Here is a 17,011-nt window from a genome sequence, read left to right as displayed (position 1 = left end):
AGCTACCCCGCCCTGAAGGGCGGAGCTTCCTGCTTCATAGCCCCACCTTGCCCGTAGCTTTTCGCTACGGGTAGAGGGTAGAGCTCCACAGGCACTAAGGATGGCTCCCACCCCGATCTCTTCAACATGTTTAAGCAAGCGTTATAGTCACGATCAGTAACCCAACCGCACTTAGGACAGCTGAACACACGGTCAGTCAAAGTTAACTCTTTCTTTACGTACCCGCATTTGGCACACATCTTTGAAGTATATGCTGGATTTATTAACAACAGTTTCTTTCCATATTTTTCCAACTGATATTCTAGTATTCTCTTCAACTCATGGAATGCAACATCGTGTAACCTCATCCTCAACTTCCTTTCTGACTCCTCCACCAGTTGTTTAACATCTATATCCTCCATTACTACAACGTCATAATGTTGTGCGAACCACTTACCCAACTTCATGTAAAGATCTTCCCTCAAGTTCTTGAAGTGTTCATAACCCCTAGCCAACTTCACTTTTCCTTTAAACCAATTTTTCGACAAGAACTCTTTCCTCGAGAGAACCTTGTGGAGTTTCCTTATCTTCTCAAGTGCCCTCTCATAAGGTCTCAAGTTAGGGAAATAGAATCCATCACTCGTGGTTAGGAGTTTCTCTATCCCAACATCTATTGCAACTACCTTACCAGTCTTTGGGAGTTGAGAGAATCCAACACCTTCAACCATGAAGGAGATGTACACTCTCTCTGAACGTGTTAGTTTAACTACCACCCTCTTTACTTTGTCAAGCGGGAAGTCCCTATGAACAATGACCTTAAACACGCCGAGATTTGATAACCTCAATAACACCAGCTTCTTCTTATTCTTCCTACTCTTAGTCCTTATTTCCCTGCTCTCAAGTATTTTCCATCCACTTTGTGGGTAAACAAGAGAGTAGTACTTATGGGGTTTCTTCTCCTTAGGAAAGTGTGCTAGACCTTTGAAGAACCTATCCCTAGCATCGTAATAACGATCGGCAATTTGCTGTACTACTTGTGAGTAGAGTTGTTGGTACTCCTTATCTTGCTTTCTTAGATCTAGAGCGAGTTGTCTTAACTCCGTTTGTGTAAGACCCTTTCCGTCCCTTTGGTAGAAATAGATATCTGCCCAGCGTAGGGTGTTGTACATCTCACATGCTAACCTCAACTGGGCTTTTAACGCCCTAATTGTTTGATCGTCAGCATATGCACGAAAGCGGAACCCTACGTTGGGCATTAATAAAATGTTCGAGAGTGGATTAAAAAATATTTCTACAAAGGGGGCTATCCATCCCCGCCTTAAAAGGCGAGGTTTTTCGCCCCCTTTGAACCCCTAAACTTTATAAACGTTATGATTATTTGTCAATAATTATATGAAAAACTGTTCTTTTATGATAGAGTTTAGCAACACTTTTTAGATTTTTTACAGAAGAGAAAACTATAATACGTTAAATTGAACTAATAAAATTTATTTATGTTCTACTATTATATTTATTTTGAAATGAGTATCTTAATTAATGACGCTAAAGAATTAACTAAGAAGATCATAATAATGATAATTAATGGTGTGCTAAGTTTTTATATTGCATTACATTTCACAAACCTAAATTTTGCGTATATTACACTAGGTTTGGTATTTGCAATATCATTTCTAATAGAGAATATTTTACTACCAGTTTTAATAATTTCGTCAATAGTTGTATCTAATCTTAATTTACTTGAAGAAATTATTAATGGTATAATCTCTTTTCCTAACATAGAAAAAATAGCTTTCTTACTAGTTTTTTTATTTATCATTCCTTTAATACATTTAGCGATAAGAAGAAATTCTAGGTCTTTGATAACAGCTGGGAACTTAATTCTTCAGAACTTTAATCCAACCATAGCAGCTATCCTATATTATTCTGGTGTTTCATTCAATGAATCTTATGTAGATGGAATATTTTCCTTTTTACCCTTCATCTATTTACTTACCGTAAATTTTAATAATCATGTAATTCTCGAATCGATCATATTAATTTTAATAGGTTCAATTCTATATTCAATTAACTCAAAATTTTATAGCGTAGTTGGAATTATTCCTATTACTATTTCTGCTTATTACTTTTCTACTCTTTTTAATTCTCCATATTTCTTTTATGGTATTATTTTAAGTTTAGCTATAAATATAATAGATAGAGTAATTAACTTTACTAAAACTATAAATGAAAACAGAGAAGCTACAGCTAATTTAAAAAATAGAATTAATGAAGAGATAAAGAATATACAGGCAGTATTATATTCTTTAAGAAGTGAAATAGGAAAAGAAGGAGGAGATTTAATTAAAATTATAGATGGAACTTTTAGTTCTATATCTGCTATACAAAATAAACTGAATGAATGTAAAAATATAAATTGCCTTAGTGAGGTAAATGACGAGTTACTTAGCCAGAAAAGAATTTTAACGATAGAAATTAACAACTTAATTTTCGACAAAATAAGAGGATATAATGATTTTACATTGAAACTAAAGAAAATTGGGATAAATTTATCAGAAATTGAGTATCCAAAGGAAGAAATAAAATTAGAACAGTTTATAGATTTTTATAGACATCTAAAACAAACAATTGAAACAAACATAATTTTAGCAACTAACTTTCTAAATACATTTGTTGAAAATACAAATAAGACAATCGGAGTAAATTTAGATAAATTGAACATTATTAATATGAATTATATCAGTGAAAGATTAAATAATATGGATATTCAAATTCTAAATAAAAAATTAGACTTATGTGCTAGTAAAGCATTAGAGGTTATCCAGCTTTTCACCGAGGAAGAAAGTTATGAGATAAAGAAATCTTTAGCAGATATCCCATTACAACCATTCACTATAAACAAAGTGGGAAATGCAACTAAATTACTAGAAAAAATAAACAACTTTCTTCTAGTAGAGCTAATAGAATTACAGAATACTTTAAAAACTATATCATCTATTTATAAGAGCACAGAAATAGATAATATGATAAGTCTAATCAACATAGAAATACAGACTCTTCAAACTCCAGAAATGCCTTATTGTGAAAAAATATCCAGGTTATATAGTTCAATTTCTGAATTAAAGGAGGCTATAGAATTGGCTAGCAATAAAGATACTCTAACACAGTTAAGCGAATTAGTAGATACTTTATTGCCACAAATTTTGGAAACTGGTGAAATAAATCTAAGTGATATTGGTATTAATGAAAATTATGCTAACTTTATTATAGCCCTTTTAAATAAAAAAGGATTTAAAGCGGAAATTAACGGAAATAAAATCCGTGTAGGAATTAACACAAAAGAATAAAATTTATTTTAAGTTCTTAGTTTATCTTAATCGTCTTATCGTAATTTCAGCATGGTCACCAACTATATCGCCCTTGAAAAGATATCTAGGGGAATTTCTTAAAAGCTGATGCGTACAAATTATCCTATCTTGGTCTGCTATAACAATTAATACGTCTCCTGCTCTCATAGATACTAGAATTTTTGATATTTCTAAAATATATTCTTCACAAGGCTTACCTCTTAGATCTAGTTTTAATTGTTGTGACATACTTCATATTAGTATTGAGTGTTTAAAAATTTAAGAATCTAACTTGCTCTTTATTTGATTTACGAATTTCTTCTTGTTCTTTAATTACTTTATCCCATAAACTATCGTAATTATTGAATAAATAAATATAAACTTCACTAATGCGTGTTATAATTTCTTTTTCACTAAGAGGATGAATCCTTAAACCAACTCTACCCACTGCACCTCCTCTAACCATAAGCCAATGTGCAAAAACTTCAATAGGATATTTTGACATTACATATTCTTTCTGCAACTTCTTCTCATATAACCAATATAGTTCCCTGATAAAGTTGGATGAAATTACTCTTTTCATTGTATCCTTCCATTTCTCGAAATAAATATCTCCTTCCTTTACAATAACATTCCTAAGATAATTATACATTTCCTCAGCTTCACTTTCACTTATTAGTGCTAACCCAGTTATGGCAAATACAAAATCCTTTTGAGCCATTAGAGCGTCAAAATCTTTATTAACATATAACCAAGCCGTTGCAGCGAATGAATTAATTATCCCAAACATTAGTTTGTCGATAAGTTCTTCTTTATTTATTTTTACACTTACTTTTTCTCCAGATAATATCTTTAGTAACTCATCATAATCAACAACACCAGCAAATATTAACTTTCCATCAACAAATATTGACGGAGTGGAAATTACTCCTCTCTCAAATGCTAAAAATGGGTAAAGTTCTGTATCAATTATCGTTACCTTACTCAAGAGTCCTTTATTTTCTAAAAATTCAATTAGAAAATTACACTCAATACAATTCTTGTGAGTAAATATTTCTACTTTCATAGCCTTATTTTTGTTGAATTAAAGCAATTTAGGTTTTTCTTCCACCATAAGGAATCATATCGTTTATCTAGTAACCAAACTAATGCAGTATCATTTATATTTCTTATAGACCTACCTATAGCTTGTTTTACAGTAATTAAAGCCGGTATCATTATTAGATATTCTTTCTCTTTTCCTCCTAGTTTTTCTGAAATTTTCTTAGAAAGTAATTTCATATAATCATCTTCGGGGGGATAAGGGACACCAACTAAGACTACATCTGAAATTAAACTTCTATCATTATCCGTTATCTCTACACCCTCAGTTATTTTTCCTCTTCCTACGCCAGCTATTATATATTTTTGTCTACTCTCTTTAACTATTTTTATAACATCATCAATTCTTGTTCCTTCATTTTCTAAGATTTTATTTACATTAACATAACTCATTACTTTTTCCATTATCTGATAAGATGGAAATACTGCTAACACATGATTTCTAGCTTGATAATAAATTTTTAGCAAATACGAGGAATATTTTTTCCACATTGCTTCACTTCTTAGATCGTATTTAGAAGTCACATCTATCGCTATTTTACATTGATAACTGCCTGTTACTTTTTTCTTTACTTCTTTCTCTACGTCTATATATAAAATTTTTCTAGAAATTCCTAGTACTTTCTCTAAGTATTCCTTTGGTGGTAAAGTACCGGACATTAATAAAATAGAAAGATTTTCATCATTTAGTAAGTTGTAATATTGGTTTAGCTCTAGTGTTTTTAGGACAATTTTATTAGAAAAAGAAAAAGGTATAAAATTTCCAGTAGAATAAGTAGCGTAAAAACGAATCACAGAGCCCAGATAGATTCTAGATACACTTTTCGATTTTATTGCCTCTTTTCTTAATTCTTCGTACTCATCAACTAACAGTGAGAGTTCCTCATCTGACAACTCAGGCACTTTATCTAATTTTATATATTTTTCATCTTGATAAGTTAGAGTTTTTAACTCTTTTATGAGTCTATCTAATATCCTTCTTACTTCTTCGCTCTTGCTCTGTTTTATTGCCATTGAGAGAATAAATTCACTTAGTGTTCTTTCCTCGATTTCACTTACTCTATCTATATTATGAGCTTCATCTATTACTATGAAATACTCTTCTAAGTTAATATCAAGTAAACTAAGATATTTTTCAATAAAAAAATAAGGGTACGTTATTGTAATGATATCAGCTTCCTTTGCTGATTCCAACAGAGAATAATAGGGACAGAACCCTTCTTTTATAGCATTTTCTTTTAATTCTTTAAGTTTCTCAAAAGGGGATTTATCTATTTTAACTTCTATAGCATTTTTTATCTCACAGTATTTGCAATTAATATCTTCAGTATCTACATCCTTAGTTGCAAAGGGACAAGCACTAGGCTTACCTATAACAAACGAAAATTTTAGAGAAGGATCAATTTTCTTTACATCCCTATATACTGGAAAATATTCATTATGCGTTCTAACTACAAAGATCACTCTACCCTTAGTATTAAGACCAATTAAGAGAGAAAAAAGTGTTTTACCACTCCCCGTAGGGGAGTTTAATGCGACTAAAAAACCTTCTTTGACAGCATTTATTACTTTATCTTTTAATTGCTTTTGCCAATCTCTTAACTCCACTTTTTAAAATTCTTCAAGCTTAGCTAAAACTTCTTCTAACATAATGAATTTAACGTAATCCTTTTCAGCCAAAGTAAGTAAATCTTTAGCTTTTGCCTTTACTTTAACCGTAGAAAGGAATGGCATTATAAGTTCTACTTTTGCAATAGTTGAAATATCATTTACTATTTCGGTTGATGGTTGTTTGTTGGTTATTACTATTGCTCTGACTTCTGCAGATGGTGAAATATTCTTTATTTCTATTATCCTATAGTCAATCTTATTTAGTAGCCTTTCCTCATTTATACTCAACTTATTACACCTCTTCTATCTATCATATAATATGATTTTGACATTATAAATACTTTGCATATGAAAGTTGAAGAAATATTATAAATACTTAGTAACTTAAAAGGGATATTACTACAATTTAGAGAATTAGGGTTAAAGGATTTAAACTATATTCATAATTTGTGAGATTAAAAAAATCTGATTTCAAAGTTGGAGAGAAAAAGAAAATTATTATTAATGGTAAAGATATACTAATAATATATTTAGGTGGAAATAATTTCTATGCATTAGATAGTAGATGTCCGCATCTAGGATGCGACTTATCAAAAGTAGGTGTAGTAATAAGGGAAGAACTTATATGTCAGTGTCATTTCACTCATTTCTCTCTGAAGGACGGAAGAGCTATAAAGGGTGCAACTAAAAATCCTATAAAACTTTATCCAGTTAAAATTGAAGGAGACGAAATAGAGATTGAAGTTAAGTAATCCAGGATTTGCTTAGCAACTTTATAATGAAATTGACCCTTAGCAGTTTCTTCGCCTGCATGTCCATAAATCAGTTTAGATCCCAAAATTGAAAACGCTATTCTCTCTAAAGGATTGACACCAATAGGCATTACAGCTATTTTCTCTAGCTCAAGAAGTTTTGATAAAAGCTCTTTATATCCATCTTTTCCAATTATAGCAACTTTTAATAGAAAACTTTCTTCTATGAAATCTCTTAGTGACTCAAAAACTTCTGAGTAAGAAGGAACCCTATCTAGATAATGTATTGAAACAATTTTATTACTAGTCGGGATATTATATTTTTTAGCGAATTTAGCCTCAACATCATATAGTATATTTCTCTTATTTAATTCTATTAAATATTTCGCTTTTATTTCTGGGTCTATTTTGTTTATTCCTCCTTCATTTACATCTCTTATAGTCACAATTACTCTATCTTTATACTTCTCAATAACTTGTATTTCTGGAAGAGAAGTGGAGTAATCTAATCTTAGCTCAACAAAATCAGCATCTAATAATCGCGGAATTTTATCTAAATCCTTTTCACTACGTACTGGTAGAGATGCTACAACAAAAGTCATCTTATTATTATTCTCCCATTTAAGGAAATTAAATCTTTCCAGAAATTTGGATTGCTCTTATTTACACATTCTGCTTTTTCAATTATGCCACCAGACTTAAAAGATAAAACTGATGCTAACATTGCTATCCTATGATCATTAGGACAAATTACATGCCCAGCTTTAACTTTAGAAGGATAAATAATGATTTTGTCCTCATCATATTCTACCTTTACTCCAAATTTTGATAATGTTTCTGAAATAGTTACAACTCTATTACTTTCCTTTGTCTTAAGTCTCTTTATACCCTTTATAACTGTAGGTGAAGACGAAAAAGGAGCTAATGATGCAATAGAAGGAGCTAAATCGGGATAATCATCAACATTGACCTCAATACCGTTTAACTTTTCACTACTCTTTACAATCCATTTATTATCTTTAACATAAGATTCTGCCCCCATCATCTCATAAAAATTAACTATAGAATGATCTCCATCAAAATTAGGCAACTCATAAACGTCCTCGATTACAATTTCCCCTCCAGAAACTATACTGGAGGAAGCATAAAATGAAGCTAAAGCATAATCTCCTGGAACTTTACCTATATAAGGTTTGAAATCTCCCTTTTCAACGTATATTTTATTTCCTTTCATCTTTACATTTCCGCCTAGACTATTTATTAATTCGATTGTGAGATAAATATAACTCTTAGAGGATATAGGTGGAATTATTTCTATTTCTCCACCACCTACTAATGAAAAAGCATAGATGAATCCAGATATGTATTGACTACTTTCTCCACCTTCTATTCGTACAAAATTCTCCTTAAGCTTTCCACTAATTTTTGTCGGAAGTGATGACGAAGAAAAAGAAACACTACCCTCTAATGCCTTAATAATAGCATTTAATGGTCTTTTTCTCAAAGTTTCATCTCCATCAATTATTGTATCCGCACCTAAAATAGAAAGTATTGGTATACTCATCCTTAATGTCGTTGCAGAACCACCGAAATACAAAAATTTTGGGGTTACAAGCTCTTTTTCCCTCTTAAAGTAAGTGCCCTCAACACTAACTCCTAGCTGTTTAACAACATTAATAGCCACATTAACGTCATCAGAAGATATTAAGTTGTCTAGCTTACTTTCTTTTAATAATGAATATAGCACTAGTCTTATTCCAAAACTTTTTGACTGAGGGGCTTTAACTTTCCCATAAATTTTTGAAGGGTTAATCTCTACTAACATACCCTACAGACCTCGTTACAATTACGTTTCCGAATTTTGATAAAGCGTCTACAATAGGTCCTTCTTCACCTATTTTTGTTACCGCGAATATTGAAGGACCGTTTCCAGTTATTCCAGCTGCTAAAGCACCTTTTTTAAGTGCTACTTCTATTTCATTTATATCATAACCTAAAATATTTGCTACAAGAATTCCATTTAACTTCATGCCTAAAACAATATTTTGTCTAGATACTCTAAATATTTCTTCGAATATTAATCTATATTTTTTAAGATACTGTAAATCTATCTTAATATTTCTACCCCCTCTAGGCAATATAATTGCAGATAATTCTGGAGGATCTTTTATATCTATTATTTTAAATTCTTTATTATAAGTGAAACTAACACCACCATAATATGATGATGTTGCGTCATCTAAAGCCCCAGTGTATGAAACACCAGCTTTTAATGATAAAATAGCTGAATATTTAGGAACATCAATCTCTATTCCGAACTTTTTAGATATTTCACCAATTAATGCAGTTGATACAGCACTACTACTTTTTAAACCACTTTTTTCTGGTATTTGTGACTCTACATTTATATCTAGGCATGGAATTCCATATTTTTCATGAAAGAAATTCAGAATAGTATCTATAAGTATATCATTCTTTTTGCATTTTTCTGCCTCTTTTATGCTTACACTAACTGTTAAATTTACTGCCATTGACGAACCATACCAGCTAGGTAAAGCGTTAACTACTGAGATACCTGCGTAGGTTTGCATAAGCTAATATACTTATTCCATCTTTCCTCTATTATTTTTATTTGATCATCTGAAATCCTTACTGTAGGAATATATCCCGCTCTCATTGCATGATCAGCAATAACTAAAGAGACCATTGCCTCAGCTACGGAAACACCCCTAATGGCTACAGCCGGGTCATGTCTTCCAATCACAGAAATCGTAGTCTCCTCTCCAGTCCTTAAATCTATTGTTTTCTGGGGTTTTCTTATGGAACTAGTAGGTTTAAATGCGCAACGAACCACTATATCCTCTCCAGTAGATAAACCTCCCAAAATACCTCCAGAATTATTAAATTTCCATCTGTATTTATCTCCTTTCTTTATTATTTCATCATTTGCTTCACTTCCTTTCATCTTCGCTGCATTGAATCCTAGTCCATATTCAAATCCCATTACGGCTGGAATAGATAATAGAGCTTTAGCCAAATCAGCTTTAAGTTTATCAAATACTGGTTCTCCGAGGCCTATTGGTGGATTTCTAACTATTATTTCAGCTATTCCTCCCCAACTATCACCCTCTACTGTAGCTTGCTTTACTAATTCTTCATATTTTTGCTCTAACCACTTCTTACTAGCTCTAACTGGACTGTACTTTGAACATAAAACCTCTTCAAAAGTTACCGGTTCATTCAATTCAACATATCCTAGGCTTTTTAAATGCCCGGCAATCCATGTATCAGTTAACATTAATAACTTCTTTGCTATTGCAGACGCAGCTACCCTACCAACTGTTTCTCTTGCACTTGCCCTTCCACCACCTCTATAATCCCAATTTTCAAACCCGTATTTCATAATATAAGGGAGATCAGCGTGACCAGGTCTAGGCTTGTAATGTATTTCTTCATATAAGGATGAGATAACATCAGTATTTTTAACCAAAATAGTAATAGGAGCACCTGTTGTTCTTCCGTTATAAACCCCACTAACAATTTCTGGTTCATCTTTTTCTCTTCTACCAGTAACGAATTGTCTACCAGGTCTCCTAAAGGACAATTCAAATTCTATGTCTTCTTTTTTTATTGGTAATCCTGCTGGTACTCCATCTATCACGACACCAACCATAGGACCATGACTCTCTCCGAAAGTTGTTATTCTAAATAATTCACCAAATGAGTTTCCTGGCATAAAGATAATTCACCACTTCTTCATCTTCTAATGATTTTCCAAACCAAATTTTTTCAGCTTCCATTGCTTGCCTTACAAGGATTTCGATACCGTTTATTGTTTTTATATTCTTATTCTGAGCCCTCTTGATCAATGAAGTTATGACTGGTTTATAGACAAAATCGATTACTAATTTACTATTAACACACTCATCTGGAACAAAATCTGGATTAGGAGTCGAATTAACTATTATATCACTTTTGCAATTATATCTAATTTTTATTTCTATGTTTTTATCCCTCATCTCTTCTATTAATTTTTCAGCTTTCTCTTTACTCCTATTTATAACATTAATTGAGCAACCTAAATCATGTAAAGCAAAAATAGCTGCCCTAGCTGCCCCACCAGCACCGAATATAGTACACGTTTCAAATTTATCTATTCTTTCTTGTACCAAACTCTTAATTGCAATATAATCTGTGTTATATCCTTTGCCATTAAAAATAGTATTTATTGCACCAATTCTTTTTGCTTCACTCTGAGCTTCTACATATTTTATTGCAATTTCCTTATAAGGTATAGTAATATTCAAACCATATGCTATTTTAACTAACCCAGGGAATATTTCTTTAAATTCATCACTTTTTATATCAAATGCTAAATAAACAGCATTAATACCTAATTCTTGAAAAGAATAATTGTGTATCGCTGGTGATAATGTGTATGATATATTTTCGCCAACTACACCTAAAAGTTTCGTATCATAATTTATCTCAAGCATTGCTCTGCAAACCCCTTTAAAGTTTCTATCGGTACATCTACTCTTTTCCAATCACCTATCCTAGTTGGAAAAGGCATCATTACATATCCACCTCTTACTTTTTTATCCTTTGTAATTGCATCAATGGCTTTCTTAACATCAATCTTAGCATTAAGAGAGTCCACGGTAAGAGGTAATTCATATTGAGACAATATCCATGTAACATCCTCTACAACTCCTTCTTCAGCATATCCTACTTCTTCAGCCATTTTAGCTTCGCAAACCATGCCAACAGATATAGCATATCCATGGGGTACAGTAAAGTTACTTCCAGCTTCTATAGCATGACCTATTGTATGACCAAAATTTAATACAATTCTAATACCTTTTGTCTCCCTTTCATCAGCCTTTACTACAGAAAACTTATCTACACTTGATTTATATATAATTTCCTCTAACGCACTTTCGTCTTTAGCAAAAATCTTCTCTTTATTCATAGCCAGATAATCATATAGATCTTTATCTAGAACTAAACCATATTTAATAACTTCAGCTAAGCCCTTCTTTATCTCTTCTAATGGAAGAGTTTCTAAAAAATTTAAATCTGATATTATCATAATTGGCTGATAAAATGTACCTAAAACATTTTTCACGTTTTCAAAATTTACACCGGTCTTTCCACCAATAGCCGCATCTACCATACCTAGAAGAGTAGTTGGAATATTGATTAGATTTATCCCTCTCATATAGATAGACGCAACAAAACCTACCACATCTGTTACTGTACCACCACCTAAAGCAATAACATAATCTCCTCTATCAAAGCCATTTTCAAAAAGAAATTTCACAAGCTTTAATGCATATTGAATATCTTTAGCATCTTCACCGTCAATAATTGGTATTTCGATAAAACTCTTCAGATGACTCTTCACTCTAGAGGGATCAATTTTTTGTGAATAAAAAAGGGCAACCTTCTTATCTTTTAATTCCTCTAATGCAGATAAGGCTCCTTTCCCAATTACTATAGAAATCTCATTATTACATAAATTCTCATTTACTATCCTCATGCAGTTCTACCTATTGCATTAGCTAATGCCCTAATCCTATTCATTAATACTTCAAAGGACTCTGGGGTTAATTGTTGTTCTGAATCACTTAGTGCTTTTTCTGGATGAGGATGAACTTCAATAAGTAACATATCTGCACCAGCAGCTACTGCTGCTAAAGCTAATGAATGAACGAGTTCTCTTTTACCTGCTGGATGACTAGGATCAGCACAAATTGGTAAGTGAGTCTGTAATTTAGCCGCAACCATTCCTCCTATATCTATTGTAAATCTCGTAGCTTTTTCAAAAGTTCTTATACCTCTTTCACATAAAACTACATTTCCATTCCCTTCTAATAATATATATTCAGCTGTAAGTAACCACTCTTCAACAGTATTTGCCATTCCTCTTTTTAGTAGCACAGGTAAACCAGCTTTTCCAACCTCTTTTAGTAGGTCAAAGTTCTGTGCATTTCTTGCCCCTATTTGCATCATATCTACATATTTTTTAAAAATTTCTATATCTCTAGTATCCATAATCTCAGAAACTATAGGTAAACCAGTTTCTTCTGATGCTTTTTTCAATATCTTCAAACCTTCTTCTCCTAGACCTTGAAAAGAATAAGGACTAGTCCTAGGTTTATATGCTCCGCCTCTTAAAATCGATGCTCCAGCCCTCTTTACTGCCTTAGCAACTGTTAAAACTTGTTCTTCGTTTTCAACAGCACAAGGTCCAGCGGCCACTATTACTTTATTATCTCCAATTTCAGCATCTTTCACTTTAACTTTTGTTGGTTCTTTTTTCCATTCATTACTCACTAATTGATAAGGCTTTTTCGGCTTTACTGTTATTTCAATACTTGGATCTATAATATTTGATACATATTCGTCTGGCCATGCTACTACAATTTTTTTACCATAAAGATCTAGAAACTTATAAGAGGCGGATGAATCTTGTAATTTTTCTCTTAATACAGAATAATCTGCTTTTTCTCTTAATATGAAAATCATTTAACCACCCAATTCTTCTTTTATTTTTTGTAATTCGTTTACTCCTATATCTCTAACTTTATAAGCATAAGGGTTTGATTTTTGTATTTCTAAAATTACTGGAAGAATGTTGCTTACTTTTTCTATAATTTTATTTAATTCTTTAAAATTGGTCGTATAAAAATTGGAAAGATTTTCTATGCCTAGCTCCTTTCTTAATTCATCTATGCTCTTGTGTAAACCTAAAATGTAAAAATGAGCTAAAACTTGTACTATAGCCATGGCTTTTTCATGTTCTTCAACTGTGGAAACAGTTGTATTTAGTCCACATTCTCTCCAGAAGTTTACTATTTCATTAACATTTTTGGATGTTTTTGAAGGAATAATCACTATTCTTTCTCCTACTGGATAAGTTATAGGACCAAATAGTGGATGAGTAGAGATATAATTGAAAGAATAAATTTCAGATAATTTTTCTAATTCTTTAAAAATCTCATTTTTAGAAGAAAAAATATCCATTACTACTTTACTTGTGAATTTAGGTGAAATTCTTAGAATGTAATCAAAAGAAGAAGGAGAAAGAGCTAAAATTATGTACTCTCCCCAATTTAAGGCAGAATCTAAGTCCATATAAACTACTTTAAATTCAGAAGCTAGTCTTTCAGCTTTCTCTTTGTTTCTACCAGTTACGACCACATTATGACCAACTAACGAGAACAAAGAAATTAGTGATCTTGCCATTCCACCATATCCAACAACTGTAATGTTTTTCTTTTTTCCAGGGTTGATTTGAACCATCTTTGAATAAGAAAATAAAATAGGTAAAATACTCTCTACCATAGAATCTGGAATTCCTAAATTTCTAGCGTAATTGTACCAATACTCTCTGACTTTCTGCTCTCTTTTCTCATCTGTAACATCTTTGCCTATTCTACTCTTGATCTCTCCTATTTTAGCAGAAATTTTTAATCTTCTTGATAATAATTCTAATATTTGTTTATCTATAGCTTCTATTTCTTTTCGTAATTCATCAATTTCAGCACTCATTCACTTCACTAATTCCATAGCCGCATTTAAGATAGACTTATAATTTATACCATAGAAATCAAGTAAATCTCTCTCACTCCTAGCAGATCTTCCAAAGGTAATAGCACCAATGAATCTCATTGGTACTGGATACTTCTTTACTACAACTTCAGCTACAGCTGAACCTATACCACCGTATATAGAATGCTCTTCTATTGTAATTATTCTCCCGGTTTTTCTCGCATAATATTCTATTAAATCTTCGTCAATAGGCTTTATACTCATTAAATTTATAACGGCAGCACTTATACCCATCTTTTCTAATTCCTCAGCAGCTTTTAAGGCATCAGCTAGAACAACTCCAGCACCCATAATTGCTAAATCTTCTCCATCTCTTAACACGTAAGCTTTGCCCAATTTAAAGTCATAATCTAATCCTTCTGTAATTACTGGCGTATAATCCCTTCCCATTCTATAATATAATGGGCCTCTAAGTTCATTAACTACTACTGGTAAAGACCTTTTTACATCCTCCGAATCAGCCGGAATAATTACTTTCATATTTGGTAACACTCTCATTAAAGCTATATCCTCTAAGGCTTGATGACTGGAACCATCACCACTATCACTATATCCAGAATGAGTAACCATTATTTTTACATCTAAATTCATTCTAGCAATAGAGTTTCTTATTTGCTCCCATGCTCTCATTACAAACATTGCAAAACCAACGACTATTGGTTTAAAACCAGTAACCGATAAGCCCGCAGCAAAATTAACCATATCCTGCTCAGAAATACCTACATTAAAATATCTGTCTGGGAATTTCTCCCTAAAGTACATAGCTCTAGTAGAGTTTCCAACATCTGCAGTAATAACTATCATATCTTTATTTTTCTCTCCCAATTCAGCTAATAATCTACCGAAAGTATCACGCATTGGTAAGGTACTTCTTTGCATCATCTGGACTCGCCCTCTGTTTTTCAGTATTTTCTATCGCCTTGAATCCCATACCTCTTCTTGTCTTAGCAAAAATAACTACCGGAGCCTTTGCCTTTAATGCTTCCTCGATTGTATTTATTAAACTTATAAAATCATGACCATCACAACTTAACGTTTTCCAACCAACAGCCTTCCATACATCTGGTAAGAAATCTTTTGGTTTTACTTCAGATGTTGCAGCATCTAACTGAAAACCGTTCATTTCTATGAATGCAATAATATTATCTAATTTTCTAGTAACTGCATGAGTCATAGCCTCCCAAACTTCACCCTCATCTTGTTCTCCATCTCCCATTATTACAAATACTCTTCCATTTCCTCCTCTCATTTTTATTCCTTGGGCAACACCTATACCGAAACTTAAACCTTGCCCTAAACTTCCGGTAGACATATCAATACCGGGTATATGAATTTCTGGATGTCCTTGTAATAAGCCAGAGATATCCTGGATTTTCCATAATTCATCTTCATTAATATACCCTTTTTCTACCAGAATAGCATATAATGCGGGTGCTGCATGCCCTTTACTTAGTATTAACCAATCCCTATTTATAGGATCCTTTCCTTCCCTTATATATCTAAACAATAATGTAGTTAATATCTCTATACTACTAAGCGATGAACCAACATGGATTGTTTGATCATAAAATAGCATCTTTACTACATTTCTTCTTGCTCTTTCAGCAATATTCTTTAACTTATTTAGCTCCTCTATTGATATTGGAATTCCATCACGTCTCCCTCCTTCCATTGGTGCAAAACCAAGCCCCCGCGGATAATAAACAATTCTTAATTATAAGTTTTTTTGAAGTATAGTATATGGAAAGATATTCAAGGCAGTTATTAGTATTAGGTCTTGAATTACAACAGAAGTTAAAAGAATTGAAAGTTACCGTTGTAGGTTGTGGGGCACTTGGGTCTACTTTAGTAGAACTATTAACTAGGTTAGGTGTTGGATATATAAAAGTCATAGATGCCGATATAGTAGAAATTAGTAATTTACATAGAACTCTCTTATTTACGGAAAAAGATGTTGGAAAACCAAAGGCATTGGTTTGTAAAGAGAGAGCTAAAGAAATTAATAACGAAGTAGAAATAGAAGCTATAACTGATATAATAGATGAAACAAACGTAGAAGAATTAGTGAAGGATTCACATTATGTATTTGATGCTCTAGATAACTTATATTTTAGATTACTTTTAAATGACGCATGTGTAAAGCATTCTATACCGTTAATATATGGGGGTGTTATGGGAGAATACTCTTCCGTGAAACTTGTTTTGCCATATAAAAATGCGTGCCTATCTTGTTTCTTAAATTATGAGGGAGAAGAAGAGAATGTTTGTGAAACTATAGGTACTTTAGATACGATTGTAACTACAACAGCTAGTTTACAAGTTCAACTTATGTTAAATCATCTAAGAGGGGAAGAGGATAACAACTTATATTATTTTGATTTTAGAAATATGAGATTTGATAAGATTAAAATAGAAAGAAATGAAAAGTGTCAAGCTTGCAGTTTGCATGAATTTAGATTTTTGAATAGCAAAGAAAAGAAACCAGCATGTGGAATAGTTAAGGTTGAAAAAGAAGGCTCAAATAATGGCTTCCACATAGAGAAAAATAAAGATGGAATTATTATTTGTTATGGCGATAAATGTTTTAAGAAAGTATCTAGATAATTT

18 protein-coding genes are annotated in these 17,011 nt (G+C 32.1%); 3 read left to right on the top strand and 15 right to left on the bottom strand.

Going from position 1 to position 17,011, the window contains the following annotated elements; genetic code table 11:
* Positions 1-2: 2 nt before the first annotated feature.
* The gene (locus D1869_RS12515; RefSeq protein WP_156015380.1) at positions 3-1,235 is read right to left on the bottom strand and encodes an RNA-guided endonuclease InsQ/TnpB family protein; all 1,233 of its coding nucleotides are present in this window, start codon (positions 1,233-1,235) and stop codon (positions 3-5) included.
* 264 nt (positions 1,236-1,499) lie between these two features.
* Here D1869_RS12515 and D1869_RS12510 point away from each other — a divergent pair, with 264 nt between their 5' ends.
* The gene (locus D1869_RS12510; protein WP_156015379.1) at positions 1,500-3,323 is read left to right on the top strand and encodes a hypothetical protein; all 1,824 of its coding nucleotides are present in this window, start codon (positions 1,500-1,502) and stop codon (positions 3,321-3,323) included.
* 21 nt (positions 3,324-3,344) lie between these two features.
* Here D1869_RS12510 and D1869_RS12505 read toward each other — a convergent pair whose 3' ends face one another.
* The 4 genes from D1869_RS12505 to D1869_RS12490 are packed head-to-tail and all read right to left on the bottom strand — an operon-like array spanning position 3,345 to position 6,323.
* Positions 3,345-3,572: a sulfurtransferase TusA family protein gene (locus D1869_RS12505; RefSeq protein ID WP_156015378.1), complete on the bottom strand. Its 228-nt coding sequence runs from the start codon at positions 3,570-3,572 to the stop codon at positions 3,345-3,347.
* A gap of 22 nt (positions 3,573-3,594) precedes the next feature.
* Positions 3,595-4,389, bottom strand: coding sequence for a thioredoxin family protein (locus tag D1869_RS12500; RefSeq protein WP_156015377.1), 795 nt, complete (start codon positions 4,387-4,389; stop codon positions 3,595-3,597).
* On the bottom strand, positions 4,386-6,032 hold the full coding sequence (locus D1869_RS12495) for a helicase C-terminal domain-containing protein (RefSeq protein WP_156015376.1): 1,647 nt from the start codon (positions 6,030-6,032) through the stop codon (positions 4,386-4,388). The genes D1869_RS12500 and D1869_RS12495 overlap by 4 nt, the downstream gene beginning before the upstream one ends.
* 3 nt (positions 6,033-6,035) lie before the next feature.
* Complete coding sequence (locus tag D1869_RS12490; RefSeq protein ID WP_156015375.1) at positions 6,036-6,323, bottom strand: hypothetical protein; 288 nt, start codon at positions 6,321-6,323, stop codon at positions 6,036-6,038.
* Between the two features lie 161 nt (positions 6,324-6,484).
* Between D1869_RS12490 and D1869_RS12485 the strand changes: the two genes are divergently transcribed.
* A complete protein-coding gene (locus D1869_RS12485) occupies positions 6,485-6,787 on the top strand; it encodes a Rieske (2Fe-2S) protein (RefSeq protein WP_010980363.1) in 303 nt (100 codons plus the stop codon).
* Here the strand turns inward: D1869_RS12485 and D1869_RS12480 are convergent.
* The 10 genes from D1869_RS12480 to D1869_RS12435 are packed head-to-tail and all read right to left on the bottom strand — an operon-like array spanning position 6,739 to position 16,076.
* Entirely contained in the window at positions 6,739-7,389 is a 651-nt protein-coding gene (locus D1869_RS12480; RefSeq protein WP_156015374.1) for a type I 3-dehydroquinate dehydratase, read from the bottom strand. The two genes, D1869_RS12485 and D1869_RS12480, sit on opposite strands and share 49 nt — an antisense overlap.
* Positions 7,386-8,612: a 3-phosphoshikimate 1-carboxyvinyltransferase gene (gene aroA, locus D1869_RS12475; RefSeq protein WP_156015373.1), complete on the bottom strand. Its 1,227-nt coding sequence runs from the start codon at positions 8,610-8,612 to the stop codon at positions 7,386-7,388. Before aroA ends, D1869_RS12480 begins: the two co-directional genes overlap by 4 nt.
* On the bottom strand, positions 8,596-9,378 hold the full coding sequence (locus D1869_RS12470) for a shikimate kinase (protein ID WP_156015372.1): 783 nt from the start codon (positions 9,376-9,378) through the stop codon (positions 8,596-8,598). Before D1869_RS12470 ends, aroA begins: the two co-directional genes overlap by 17 nt.
* Entirely contained in the window at positions 9,351-10,523 is a 1,173-nt protein-coding gene (gene aroC / locus D1869_RS12465) for a chorismate synthase (protein WP_156015371.1), read from the bottom strand. Before aroC ends, D1869_RS12470 begins: the two co-directional genes overlap by 28 nt.
* Positions 10,501-11,283 (bottom strand): shikimate dehydrogenase family protein, encoded by a 783-nt coding sequence (locus D1869_RS12460; RefSeq protein WP_156015370.1) that lies wholly within the window; start codon positions 11,281-11,283, stop codon positions 10,501-10,503. Before D1869_RS12460 ends, aroC begins: the two co-directional genes overlap by 23 nt.
* Positions 11,271-12,329, bottom strand: coding sequence for a 3-dehydroquinate synthase (aroB, locus tag D1869_RS12455; protein ID WP_156015369.1), 1,059 nt, complete (start codon positions 12,327-12,329; stop codon positions 11,271-11,273). Before aroB ends, D1869_RS12460 begins: the two co-directional genes overlap by 13 nt.
* Entirely contained in the window at positions 12,326-13,318 is a 993-nt protein-coding gene (gene aroF / locus D1869_RS12450) for a 3-deoxy-7-phosphoheptulonate synthase (protein ID WP_156015368.1), read from the bottom strand. The genes aroB and aroF overlap by 4 nt, the downstream gene beginning before the upstream one ends.
* The gene (locus D1869_RS12445) at positions 13,319-14,344 is read right to left on the bottom strand and encodes a chorismate mutase (RefSeq protein ID WP_156015367.1); all 1,026 of its coding nucleotides are present in this window, start codon (positions 14,342-14,344) and stop codon (positions 13,319-13,321) included. It abuts the gene before it with no gap.
* A complete protein-coding gene (locus D1869_RS12440; protein ID WP_156015366.1) occupies positions 14,345-15,286 on the bottom strand; it encodes a transketolase family protein in 942 nt (313 codons plus the stop codon).
* Entirely contained in the window at positions 15,255-16,076 is an 822-nt protein-coding gene (locus D1869_RS12435) for a transketolase (protein WP_010980352.1), read from the bottom strand. The genes D1869_RS12440 and D1869_RS12435 overlap by 32 nt, the downstream gene beginning before the upstream one ends.
* 68 nt (positions 16,077-16,144) lie before the next feature.
* Here D1869_RS12435 and D1869_RS12430 point away from each other — a divergent pair, with 68 nt between their 5' ends.
* Complete coding sequence (locus D1869_RS12430) at positions 16,145-17,008, top strand: HesA/MoeB/ThiF family protein (RefSeq protein WP_156015365.1); 864 nt, start codon at positions 16,145-16,147, stop codon at positions 17,006-17,008.
* Positions 17,009-17,011 lie beyond the last annotated feature (3 nt).

Origin of the sequence: Sulfurisphaera ohwakuensis (assembly GCF_009729055.1) — an archaeon.
In the GTDB taxonomy this organism is placed as follows: domain Archaea; phylum Thermoproteota; class Thermoprotei_A; order Sulfolobales; family Sulfolobaceae; genus Sulfurisphaera; species Sulfurisphaera ohwakuensis.
Note: the sequence above shows the minus strand (reverse complement) of the source record. Positions and strands in the feature narration are given on the sequence as shown.